A 12,511-nucleotide genomic window follows, 5' to 3' on the forward strand; every position below is an offset into this window, starting at 1 on the left:
GGGAATATACGTTTTTAATTAACCAGTTATTTATTATTTTCAGAAATATGATTTATTCCATCGCTTCTGCCATTACATGATATCTCGGGTCATCAATATCATGCTCTATAACACTGGCTAATCTAGGAGAGGCTTTAATCATAAGAGCTTGACACTCCTCACTAAGGTGTTTAATTTTTACTTTTTTTCCCGCGTCTTCATACTTTCCGACAAGATTAAAAACAGCCTCTAATGCCGAGTGATCACTAACACGTGACTCTATAAAATCAATCTCTACATTTTCGGGATCATTTGCGACATCAAATTTATTATTGAATGCCTGAATACTTCCAAAGAAAAGTGGGCCCCATATTTCATAAACTTTGGTGCCATTTTCGAGAACATGTTTTCTTGCTCGAATACGTCTTGCATTTTCCCAGGCAAATACCAAGGCAGACATAATAACCCCAGCTATTACAGCTATTGCCAAATCAAAGAACACTGTTAATGAAGACACCGCTATCAATACAATAGCATCTGCCAAAGGAATTTTATTAAGGATTCTAAAACTAGACCACGCAAAGGTTCCTATGACTACCATAAACATCACGCCAACCAGTGCTGCGATAGGAACTTGTTCAATTAACCCCGAAGCAAATAAAATAAATAACAGTAATGTTACTGCAGCAACAATACCAGAAAGTCGGGTTCGTCCACCTCCTTTAATATTAATAATCGATTGACCGATCATCGCGCAACCACCCATTCCGCCAAAAAGTCCAGTAATGATATTAGCACCTCCCTGGGCCATACATTCTCTATTTGAACTACCTCTGGTTTCGGTTAATTCATCAATCAGATTTAAAGTCATTAACGATTCTATCAATCCTATTGCTGCAAGAATTACCGAATACGGTGCTATAAAGCGAAATGTCTCCCAGGTAAATGGTATTTTCCTAAAAATATCAATCTGAAACTGTGGCAAACCTCCTTTAAGGCCTTCTCCTCCTCCATCTCTAATAAAACTCCCCACGGTAGCTACATCCAGATTTCCTAAAATCACTATAGCAGAAACTACAATAATAGCTAACAGTGCTTCTGGAAGTTTATTTGTTAATTTGGGTAATCCCCACATGATTAATATCGTAAGCATTACCAGTCCTAACATGAGTAATAATTGATTTGTAGGTAACCAGGATTTTACTTTTCCCTTTTTGGCAATACTATAAATCATATTATCTTCATAATTAAAGACTACTTCTTTGGTATCCAGATCAAAAATCTGCCCCTCATATATTATATATTTTCCTTCTTTAGTATCTATGTCTATCAATCGATTATTATCAAAAGAAAACAGAGCTTTATTTGTTAATACATCATATGCTATGTTATCTTTTCTGATTTCAAATTTTTTATCGAGAGATTCTGTAACATATTTATTATTATTAAATACATCTTTCTCGGCTTCTTTAAACATTCCTAATTGCGAAAGAAAGATCACAATTGCCAAACCATTTACAAACCCCATCATCACAGGATGAGGGATCAAACGTACAAATTTACCAAGCTTAAAAGCTCCTGCCAACATTTGTATAACTCCCATGAGAATAACGGTCGCAAAAAGATAATATAGTCCTAATTCTTCTCCTGGGGCTCCCATTTCATTTCCTTCTGCAACAAGACTAACCATAACAACCGCTAATGCTCCTGTGGCACCAGAGATCATACCTGGTCGACCTCCAAAAACAGAAGTGATCAATCCGATCATAAACGCGGCATATAATCCTACTAATGGATCTACTCCAGCAACAAAGGCAAAAGCAACTGCCTCAGGAACCAAAGCTAATGCTACTGTTAATCCTGATAAAATATCATTTTTAGCATTCGCTACTCTTTTTCTTACAAACTCAGTCATGGTTGTGATATTTTGAAGCTGCAAAAATACAGTTATTTTATAGCCCTACAAGTAAAACAAGCCTCTTATCTTATATCTCATAAAATTGTACTAAATCTTTACATAAAATTTTAAAGCTTGAAATCTTTAGTATATTTAGCCTTCTTATATATAGTACAGATGCGAAAAATCACTCTCATTGTTAGCTTTCTAAGCATTATTTCTTGTAATACCTCTAAAAAACAAAATTCTCAAAATCTTGATTTCACTACTGCTTTTGAAAAAAGTAACGGAACCGAAACTCCTACCTACCCAGAAGTTATTACATATTATAAAAATTTGGCCGAAACCTATCCTTCAATTGATATACAGGAAATTGGAATGACCGATAGCGGAAACCCACTACATATCGTGACATTAAACCCTGATGCCATTTTTGATTTTGAAAAAATAAGACAAACAAAACGCGTGCTTTTAATTAATAATGGGATTCATCCTGGCGAGAGTGATGGTATTGACGCCACAATGCTGTTGTTTAGAGATATTGCTCAAGGTAAAATTAACGCTCCTTCGGCTACAGTTTTGGCAACCATTCCCATATATAATATTGGTGGAGCCTTAAACCGAAATTCAGGAACAAGAACCAACCAGAATGGTCCTAAAGCATACGGTTTTAGAGGCAATGCACGTAATTATGATTTGAATCGGGATTTTATAAAAAATGATACCAAAAATGCGCAGGCCTTTGCTAAAGTATTTCACTTAGCAAAACCTGATGTTTTTATTGATAATCATGTAAGTAATGGCGCAGATTACCAATATACACTTACGCATTTATTTACTCAACATAATAAATTAGGTGGTGAATTAGGTAGTTATTTGCATGAAGAAATGCATCCACAACTAGAGGCATCACTCGAAACCAAAAAATGGGATATCACCCCCTATGTGAATGTATGGGGTACTACTCCCGAAAAAGGCTGGACTCAATTTATGGACTCTCCCCGGTATTCAACAGGATACACAACGCTTTGGAACACTCTGGGGATGATGGTAGAAACACATATGCTAAAACCTTACAAACAAAGAGTTGAAGGTACTTATGAGCTTATGAAATCTATGATTGATATTACGGAAAAAGATGGTGTCAAAATTCGTTCATTACGAGAAAAAACCTTTACCAGACAAGCTAAACAAAAAACATATTCAACTCAATGGAAAGTAGATACTACTAAGGTTACTACTTTTAATTTTAAAGGGTATGAAGGAGAATTTATTGATAGTGAGATCACTGGAGCAAAACGATTAAAATATCACCAGGACAAACCCTATACAAAAGAAGTAACCTATAAAAACTATTTTGCTCCTACTACCAAAATCAGTATTCCAAAAGCGTATGTTATTCCTCAGGGGCAGTGGAGAGTAATTGAATTATTAACGCTTAATCAAGTCGAATTTAAGCACCTGGAAAAAGATTCTATAATTACTGCCGAAGTGTATCATATTAAAGATTATAAAACAAGAACATCACCTTATGAGGGACATTATCTACACTACCGGGTTTCAATTGAAAAGAATACTGAGGAAATCACTTTAAAAAAAGGGGGTATCATTGTTAAAACGGATCAAAAAGCATTTAGGTACCTTATGGAAACTTTGGAACCAGAAGCTCCGGATTCTTTCTTTAATTGGAACTTTTTTGATACTATTTTACAACAGAAAGAAGGGTTTTCTCCTTATGTATGGGAAGACAAAGCTGTAGAATTGCTAAGAAATAATAACGAGTTGCGAGTACAGTTTCAGAATAAGAAAAAAGATACCGCTTTTGCTAATAATTGGTATGCACAACTAGATTGGATACATAAACAATCTAACAATTATGAAAAAGCGCATATGAGATATCCGATATATCGAATTTTGAAATAAGATAAGGGTATAACTATTGTTTTTGTCCAAACTTATCAGCCATAAGCTCCCATAATTCGGTATAACCATGATCATAGCCTAAAGCCCATATTCCTACTCCTGCTAACTTTTTATGTTTAATCCAATCATATTTATAGGATAACGAAAGACTATCATCAAACCAAAGTTGTTTTGTCACTCCTTTTTCTTCATATATACCATACTGTGTAGAACTAATGGTATCAAAATTTATTCTATATTTTTTTGCATCAAGCAATTCTCGTGTTGTATTATACATATCGTGAGAAAGAAATTTTTCTGCTTTGCTTGGTATAGAGGTATTTTCAGTTTTCCATTTATCACCATAATACGGTAACCCCACTATTAGTTTATTTGGTTTAACACTTTCATTTAAATAATAATCTACAGAAGATTCAACACTATGTATCCCCCATATTTTACTGCTTTTTAAAGGAGAAACCGGCCCTGCATGTTTACTAAACCCTCCATAATAATCATACCCCATGAGTGTATAAAAATCGACTGAAGAATCAATAGTTTTTATGTCAAATACTTTATGATAATCAACCGCATATAATGCCACTGAAATCATATAATCAGGATTTATCTTGTGCAATCGATCTGATAGTGTAACAATAAATTGATTAAATTCTCTTTTGTTTTTTGATGAGACTCCTTCAAAATCTATATTTATACCATTTGCTTTTCTTAGATCTAGCAACACACTTAAACTATCTGCAAGAGTTTTCTGAGCTTTTGGATTCTTTAAAAATTGAGCATTTCTTTTTTTACCAAAATTAGATACAGTAAGAAACACCTTACAGTTTTTTACTTTTGCACTATCCACCAAAGCGGTTGTTTTCCATTGATGAATGTTATCATAGCTTCCTGTCTCGGCATTAACCATATACGAAAAATAGGATACTCCCCATAATAACGAGAAATTATAGCTCTTATAAGCAGACCCCTTAGAAAATATATGCCACCCAAAAGTTTTATAGTCTTTATGAATTTTGTATCCAGGCGCAGATTTAAAATGACGAGTTATATCATTTAGACTATCCCATTGTCGCTCTGTTGTAAAATTATAATCAGAAAATTTTGTGTAATGTGAATGATTAGGGCCAATATATACGTTGGTAGAATCAAGATCACTTGATATCTCCTTTTTTCTACTTTTTTTAGTATTACATGCCGTAATAAGAAAAAGAAATAGAAGTACTAATGTATTAATCTTCATTTTGTTATCGATCATCAAATTTTAAAACTAATTACTTCTTATGATAAAAAAAGAGAGATAAACACCTCTCTCTTATATTTTATACTCTATCTGCTTTATATTAAATCACTTCGGGAATTCGTGATGTTTGGCTAAGGTAAATTTTATTAAGGTGTTTGATCATGTTTTTTTTGCTCTAAAAATAACACTATGATAAATAATCATGTGAAAACAAAAGTTTAATATTTGCATATGAATCTTGCAAAGCTTTTTTAGATTTTTTAGTATTCTTCCACTTTACCTTGGTAATTCCTTCATTTTTTTGCGGCACTAACTCCCCCTCATAATTGGTTTTCATCTCGAACCAGTACGTAACTTTTAACCGAAACTCTCCATTTCTTTTAAAGATATGATAGCTTCGATACAAGAATTTAGTAATCTCTAATCCCGAAACTCCTGTCTCTTCTTCTACTTCTCTCATTGCAGCAGTTTCCATATCTTCTTTTTTTTCAACTTTACCCTTTGGAAGATCCCATTTCCCATTCCGACGAATAAACAAGATTTCTTTATCCTTATTATACACCTTTCCTCCTCCGGCAACTACTACTGGCAATTTCGAATATAAATGTTCTATTAGCTTATCTTCTTTTTTATGATAGAGATGGTATTTTGCTTCTTCATGTATTGCTTCCTTATTCAGAATATCTCTTATAATTGTAGGGAAGCTAGCTTCTTTTATTGGGATCATTTCATAATCCTCAATCGACTTTTTTGTAGATAGAATAATAGGAGTATTATTCACAAAAACTTTATACATTTGCAACTATGATTTTTGATAAAGATACAGCAAAAAAAACTGCTGAACTACTACTGCAAATTAATGCAATTAAATTAAAACCACAAGAACCTTTTACTTGGGCATCTGGATGGAAATCTCCTATCTATTGTGATAACCGGATTACGCTTTCTTATCCAGAAATAAGAAACTTCCTAAGTAAACATCTTGCTGAGTTTATAGAAAAAGAATACGGTAAACCCGATGTAATTGCTGGAGTTGCTACAGGTGCTATTGGTATAGGGATTCTCGTTGCAGAACAATTAGACCTTCCATTTATCTATGTACGCCCTGAGGCAAAGAAACATGGCCGAAAAAACCAAATCGAAGGTATCGTTCCAACCCAAAAAAATGTTGTGGTTGTAGAAGATCTAATTAGCACAGGAAAAAGTAGCCTTAATGCTGTAAAAGCATTAAAAGAAGCTGACGCTAACGTAAAAGGTATGGTTGCTATATTTAACTACGGTTTTGATATCGCAGTGCAGAATTTTAAAGAAGCGGCATTGTCTTTGCATACACTGAGCAATTATGAAAATCTTTTAGAACAGGCAGTTGACACTGAATACATTACCAAAGAACAACAACAAACACTACAAAGCTGGAAAACAAACCCTGCTGAGTGGAACATATAATAATTTAATAACATTATGAACTTAGAAAGCCCTACTGTTACTGTAAATAAGACAGCAGAACATGTATTCAAGTTTTTGACTAAAGTTGAAAATTTTGAGCAACTTATGCCAGAAAGTAAGCAAAAATTTGAAAAAATAAATGACTCCAGATTTCTTTTCCAATTAAAAGGAATGCCAGAATTAGTATTAGATCAAAAAGAAAGTACAAGCCCTAGTCAAGTAGTTCTTGGAGCTGCAAGCGACAAGCTTCCTTTTACATTAACTGCTGATATTGTTGATTCTGGGGATGGAAAAAGCACAGCAAAACTCACTTTCGATGGTCAGTTCAATGCTATGATGTCGATGATGATCAAAAGCCCTATCCAGAATTTTATCAATACCCTAATTGAAAATATAAGTAAGCTTTAATTAATAAAGTAGTTTAATTTCTTTGAGATCAAAATCCGAGATAATTTCGTCCTCTATTAAAATTTGAAGTTTACCTTCGTTGGTAATAGTTTGAATAATCCCAACAAAAGATTCGCCCTCTGCATCTAAAAATGTAGAGGGTTTGTTTTTCCTAAATAGTACTGCTTCGTACTCTTTTTTAAGTCTTACAAAATTAGAAATACATAACTCAGAAAATCGTTTTTCTAACTGAACTAATAAGGATTGCAAAATTTCTTCAATATTTAAGTTCTTACCTAAAACCTGTTTTAAAGACCCAGCTTGTGGTAAATTATTAAACTCTGTTTGATTGATATTAATTCCAATCCCGATAATAGCTCCAATCATACTGCCATTCTTAACCACATTTTCTATCAAAATACCACACAATTTCTGTTTATCTGACAGAATGTCGTTAGGCCATTTTATAGATAATTTAGGGACTATAAGATGTTTTAAAGTATCATAAACGGCTAGTGATGTAGCTATGGAAACATAAAACTGGTCCATTAGCGGTAACCCTTCAACAGGCATAAACACACTACATGTAAGGTTTTCTCCTGGATTGCTTTGCCAAGTTGTACCCATCTGTCCCTTACCTGACAGTTGCTTTCTTGCTATTACACAAACTGGAGTTGTAAAATGCTTTTCGCGATTCAGGTCTCTTAGAAAAGTATTTGTAGAGTCAATGGCATCAACTTTGATTATATGCATGTATAAGGTGTAAAAGTTTTACAAATGTCCGACTAATACAGACATTAAAATCATAAAAAGTAATAACTTTACACAAATTAAAAAAATGCATGACTAAAAAAGAAATCGGTAACGATCAATTAATTACTCAAATATTAAAAGGTATTGAAGAAGTAAAAGGTAAGGATATCAATATTTTAGACCTTAGAGATATCGAAAATACAGTATGTAACTACTTTGTAATCTGCAACGGAACTTCTAATACGCAAGTAAATGCAATTGTAAGCTCTATCCAAAAAACGGTAAGTAAAGAACTCAAAGACAAACCATGGCATATAGAAGGTAGTGAAAATGCAGAATGGGTGTTAATTGATTATGTTAATGTTGTTGTGCATGTTTTTCAAAAACACATCAGAGAATTCTATGATATAGAAGGACTTTGGGGAGATGCAAAAACTACAGTTATCGAAACAAATTATTAAAAGAAAACCGTAAATGGCGAAAGAAAATAAAAAAACAGAACCGAATAAAAAACCAAAGTTTAGCGCATATTGGATTTATGCAATTATTATTATTGGTTTTTTAGTATTGAATTTTATGGGTGGAAGCGGATTAGGATCTGCCCCCACTACTTCTCCTTCTGAATTTCAGGATTTTTTAAGTAACGGAGAAGTAGAAAAAGTAGTGATTGTAAATCGCCGAAATGCTAAGGTATTTCTTACCGGCGAAGCTAAATCATTAGATAAGCACCAAAAAAACAAGAGCAAATCTCTATTGCCAGCAAGTCCAAATGATCCTGACTATCAATTTGAATTTGGTGACTTACAGAATTTTGAAAATAAAATTGCCACAATAAAAAAGGAGAATGGTTTAACAACTCAAGTAAATTATGACACCGAAAGTAATGTATGGGGAGAAATTTTTATTACTCTCTTACCATTTGCACTAATAATCGGAGTATGGATATTCATCATGCGAAGAATGAGCGGTGGTTCTGGCGGTGGTGCCGGAGGACAAATATTTAATATTGGAAAATCTAAAGCTAAGCTTTTTGACCAAAATACCGAAGTTAAAGTTTCTTTTGAAAATGTGGCAGGATTAGAAGGCGCCAAAGAAGAAGTGCAAGAAATTGTTGATTTTCTTAAAAATCCAGAAAAATACACCTCATTAGGTGGTAAAATACCTAAAGGAGCTCTACTAGTTGGCCCTCCTGGAACAGGTAAAACCTTATTAGCAAAAGCTGTAGCTGGTGAAGCAAAAGTGCCATTCTTTTCTTTATCAGGATCAGATTTTGTAGAAATGTTTGTGGGTGTTGGAGCTTCTCGTGTTCGGGATTTATTTAAACAAGCAAAAGAAAAATCTCCTGCTATTATTTTTATTGATGAAATTGATGCTGTAGGTAGAGCCAGAGGTAAAAGTAATTTCTCAGGATCTAATGACGAAAGAGAAAACACTCTAAATCAATTACTAACAGAAATGGATGGTTTTGGCACAAACACCAATGTAATTGTCATAGCAGCTACCAACCGTGCAGATGTACTTGATAAAGCATTGTTACGTGCCGGTCGTTTTGATCGTCAGATATATGTAGATCTTCCAGACATTCGTGAACGTAAAGAAATATTTGATGTTCATTTAAAGCCATTAAAGAAAGTTGAAAATGAATTAGATACCGAATTCATGGCAAAACAAACTCCGGGATTCTCTGGTGCTGATATTGCAAATGTATGTAACGAAGCTGCTTTGATTGCTGCAAGAAAAGGAAACAAAGCAGTAGGGAAACAAGATTTTCTTGATGCAGTAGATAGAATTGTTGGAGGGTTAGAGAAAAAGAATAAAATTATTACCCCTGATGAAAAACGAGCTATCGCTTTTCATGAAGCAGGTCATGCAACTGTAAGTTGGATGTTAGAACATGCTGCTCCACTGGTAAAAGTTACTATTGTACCCAGAGGACAATCTTTAGGTGCTGCCTGGTATTTACCAGAAGAAAGGCTAATTGTACGACCAAATCAAATGCTTGATGAAATGTGTGCTGCTTTAGGAGGTCGTGCTGCAGAAAAGGTTATATTTAATGAAATTTCTACAGGCGCTCTAAGTGACTTAGAAAAAGTAACTAAGCAAGCAAGAGCTATGGTTACAGTATATGGATTAAATGAGAAAGTAGGAAACCTTACCTACTATGATTCTTCGGGACAAAGTGAGTATAATTTCACAAAACCATATAGTGAACAAACTAGTGAGCTTATTGATAAAGAAATTTCGAATATAATTGAAGAGCAGTATCAACGTGCAATTAAATTATTAGAAAAGAATAAAGACAAACTAACAGAATTAGCTGAAGTCTTATTAGAAAAAGAAGTGATTTTTAAAGATAACTTAGAGAAAATTTTTGGCGAAAGACCATTCGGCAAAAAAGAAGAAGAAATCATCAAAGAACCTTCTTAAAGATATTATTTTTACTTGTAAATTGAAAAATCTTAACCTAACGGAATATTAGGTTAAGATTTTTTTTATCTTTGGAGGTAATGTAAAACCGTAATTTCCCAATCCTAATCTAAAAATGAGTCTATTTAGAAGAATATTTTCCTCAAAATCTAAATCAGACCAGAAGAGTAAGGAACGTCACTTAGATGATCGCAGTAAATATATGCCAGAAATCGATTTACCGATTGATGAAAGCTTTATGATAAATTTCAAAAGAAACGGTGGTAAGTTTCTTTATTGTGATGATGAAAATGAAGTTTCTGATTCTTTTGACAAGATTCTTTTGGAAAATGATTGGTATGAGAAAGATGTGTGCTGTTTTGATATTGCTTTGGAACATAAATTTTCTGGTTTCAATCTAAATTATGTCAAAAACTTTTCTGCTTCTTTCTTTTTTGCTACTTGTGAATATTTAATTGCAGATAGCGGCTCTATATTAGTATCTTCAAACCAGCTTAGAGAGAAAAAACTCACCGAACTCCCTGACAACTTTGTGATTTTAGCGTCTACAAGTCAACTAGTTAAAAACATTGGTGAAGGATTAAAAGGTATAAAAAATAAAAATAAAAATTCTATCCCCTCTAACATCACTACAATTAAAGATTTTGAACCGCAAAAAGAAAAGGATTTCTTAAGCTATGGAAATAGTTCAAAAAATTTATATTTGCTGCTGCTGGAAGATTTATAATATGAAGGAATTGCTTACAAGATCTTTATCGGGACTTTTATATGTCTCTATTTTACTACTATCCATATGTATCAATAGATACACCTTTATTGGGGTATTTTTGGTTTTTGGAATGATTACTATATATGAATTTCAAAAACTAATTCATCTCAGAAACAAAAGGTTGTATGTAATATTTATTACTCTCTTGGTGGTACTAAACATATTTCAGGATAAGCTTTATTTTTATCTTATTCTTCCTGTTTTGACTCTTACTATTATTACAGAATTATTTTTGGTAAAAGATTTGGTTACGATTCGTATTATTCCAATGTTCGAAAAACGAAAATATCGTACCAGTATTTTTTATCTAATCACATCTATTGTATTTCTAACTCTTGTTCCATATTATACAGAAGAATACCAACCATCCATTATCGCAGGAGCATTTTTAATCACTTGGGTCAATGACACTTTTGCATATTTGGTTGGGAAAAATTTTGGCAAAAACAAACTATTAGAACGAATTTCTCCAAAAAAGACTATAGAAGGATTTATTGGAGGGTTTATGTTCTCATTATTAGCTGGATATTTGATTGCAACATTTTCTGATACTTTATCAATCGGAATTTGGTTGATTATAAGCATAATTATGAGTATTTTTGGAACTTTGGGAGATTTAATACAATCCAAGTTCAAAAGGCAGGCTGGAGTTAAAGACAGCGGCACTATAATGCCTGGTCATGGTGGTATATATGATCGACTAGATAGTATTATATTTGCCAGCCCATTTTTATATGCATTTTTACAAATACTAAATCATGTTTCATAAAGAAGGATATAAAATAATATCAGTAGCACTTGTATTATTTCTAGGCATCAATTTAGCCTCTTACGTAGCTATTCAGATAGATGAATGGCAGATCGCCATATTTTCGGTTACATTAGTGTTTCTGATCTTGATTTTACAATTTTTCAGAAACCCTAAGAGAAACACAACAGTTAATGACAGTACTGTAGTGGCACCCGTTGATGGAAAAGTAGTAGTTATCGAAGAAGTATTCGAAAAAGAGCATTTTAAAGATAAACGTTTACAGGTATCAATTTTCATGTCTCCAGTAAATGTTCATGTAACAAGACACCCTATAAACGGAGAAGTTATTTTTAGCAAGTATCATCCTGGTAAATATCTTGTAGCCTGGCATCCAAAAGCTTCTGAAGAAAATGAAAGAACTACCGTTGTTGTAAAAAACAATAGCATAGAAATATTATATCGACAAATAGCAGGAGCACTTGCAAAAAGAATCGTAAATTATGCTAAAGAAGGAGAAAAGGTAATTCAGGGCTCTGATAGTGGTTTTATTAAATTTGGGTCCAGAGTAGATGTATATTTACCTATAGGAACCGATGTAAGTGTTACTTTAAATCAAAAAGTAAAAGGAGGAGAAAGTGTTATTGCCAATCTTTAATCATGACGGAAGAAGAATTAAATATTGCCTTCGATAATGCATATGAGCGTGCCTGTAATACCAAAATACAATTGCCGCCAGATGTTATGCTTCATTTCTATGCATATTACAAAAGAGCAACGCATACTGAAGGTTTTTTTACCCCATCAGGAGATAGCGAACTTAGAAATGCATTTAAGCTAAATGCCTTTTTTCAAGCAAAAAATCTTACTCCAAAACAAGCCAAAGAAAAATATATAGAATTGGTAAATGAACATATAACCGATTAATTAAAAAAGGCCTTG

Annotated in this window: 13 protein-coding genes; 9 read left to right on the plus strand and 4 right to left on the minus strand. The window is 33.2% G+C overall.

Features of this window, described 5'->3' with window-relative positions:
- Positions 1-52: 52 nt before the first annotated feature.
- Positions 53-1,894: a SulP family inorganic anion transporter gene (locus ATE84_RS22315; RefSeq protein WP_101450049.1), complete on the minus strand. Its 1,842-nt coding sequence runs from the start codon at positions 1,892-1,894 to the stop codon at positions 53-55.
- Positions 1,895-2,053: 159 nt separating this feature from the next.
- Here ATE84_RS22315 and ATE84_RS22320 point away from each other — a divergent pair, with 159 nt between their 5' ends.
- Positions 2,054-3,799 (plus strand): M14 family metallopeptidase, encoded by a 1,746-nt coding sequence (locus tag ATE84_RS22320; protein ID WP_101451191.1) that lies wholly within the window; start codon positions 2,054-2,056, stop codon positions 3,797-3,799.
- 13 nt (positions 3,800-3,812) lie between these two features.
- Here ATE84_RS22320 and ATE84_RS22325 read toward each other — a convergent pair whose 3' ends face one another.
- Positions 3,813-5,054 (minus strand): glycosyl hydrolase family 18 protein, encoded by a 1,242-nt coding sequence (locus ATE84_RS22325; RefSeq protein ID WP_101450050.1) that lies wholly within the window; start codon positions 5,052-5,054, stop codon positions 3,813-3,815.
- 172 nt (positions 5,055-5,226) lie between these two features.
- Positions 5,227-5,835, minus strand: a complete 609-nt coding sequence (locus ATE84_RS22330; RefSeq protein ID WP_101450051.1) for an NUDIX hydrolase — start codon at positions 5,833-5,835, stop codon at positions 5,227-5,229.
- Positions 5,836-5,843: 8 nt separating this feature from the next.
- On the opposite strand from ATE84_RS22330, the gene pyrE reads away from it, so the two are divergent.
- Complete coding sequence (gene pyrE / locus ATE84_RS22335; protein WP_101450052.1) at positions 5,844-6,485, plus strand: orotate phosphoribosyltransferase; 642 nt, start codon at positions 5,844-5,846, stop codon at positions 6,483-6,485.
- A gap of 15 nt (positions 6,486-6,500) precedes the next feature.
- Positions 6,501-6,893 (plus strand): orotate phosphoribosyltransferase, encoded by a 393-nt coding sequence (locus tag ATE84_RS22340; protein WP_101450053.1) that lies wholly within the window; start codon positions 6,501-6,503, stop codon positions 6,891-6,893.
- On the opposite strand, the gene ATE84_RS22345 is transcribed toward ATE84_RS22340, so the two are convergent.
- Positions 6,894-7,625: a biotin--[acetyl-CoA-carboxylase] ligase gene (locus tag ATE84_RS22345; protein ID WP_101450054.1), complete on the minus strand. Its 732-nt coding sequence runs from the start codon at positions 7,623-7,625 to the stop codon at positions 6,894-6,896. It abuts the gene before it with no gap.
- Positions 7,626-7,714: 89 nt separating this feature from the next.
- Between ATE84_RS22345 and rsfS the strand changes: the two genes are divergently transcribed.
- From rsfS to ATE84_RS22375, 6 genes are all read left to right on the plus strand, one after another.
- Positions 7,715-8,086, plus strand: a complete 372-nt coding sequence (gene rsfS / locus ATE84_RS22350; protein ID WP_024770761.1) for a ribosome silencing factor — start codon at positions 7,715-7,717, stop codon at positions 8,084-8,086.
- Between the two features lie 13 nt (positions 8,087-8,099).
- Positions 8,100-10,052 carry an ATP-dependent zinc metalloprotease FtsH gene (gene ftsH / locus ATE84_RS22355; RefSeq protein WP_101450055.1) on the plus strand — a complete coding sequence of 651 codons (1,953 nt, stop codon included), beginning with the start codon at positions 8,100-8,102 and terminating at the stop codon, positions 10,050-10,052.
- Positions 10,053-10,167: 115 nt separating this feature from the next.
- Complete coding sequence (locus ATE84_RS22360; protein WP_101450056.1) at positions 10,168-10,779, plus strand: LUD domain-containing protein; 612 nt, start codon at positions 10,168-10,170, stop codon at positions 10,777-10,779.
- Between the two features lies 1 nt (position 10,780).
- Positions 10,781-11,590: a phosphatidate cytidylyltransferase gene (locus ATE84_RS22365; RefSeq protein WP_101450057.1), complete on the plus strand. Its 810-nt coding sequence runs from the start codon at positions 10,781-10,783 to the stop codon at positions 11,588-11,590.
- Entirely contained in the window at positions 11,580-12,227 is a 648-nt protein-coding gene (locus tag ATE84_RS22370; RefSeq protein ID WP_101450058.1) for a phosphatidylserine decarboxylase family protein, read from the plus strand. The genes ATE84_RS22365 and ATE84_RS22370 overlap by 11 nt, the downstream gene beginning before the upstream one ends.
- Positions 12,228-12,229: 2 nt before the next feature.
- Positions 12,230-12,496, plus strand: coding sequence for an acyl-CoA-binding protein (locus tag ATE84_RS22375; RefSeq protein WP_101450059.1), 267 nt, complete (start codon positions 12,230-12,232; stop codon positions 12,494-12,496).
- Positions 12,497-12,511 lie beyond the last annotated feature (15 nt).

This window comes from Aquimarina sp. MAR_2010_214 (genome assembly GCF_002846555.1).
GTDB lineage: Bacteria > Bacteroidota > Bacteroidia > Flavobacteriales > Flavobacteriaceae > Aquimarina.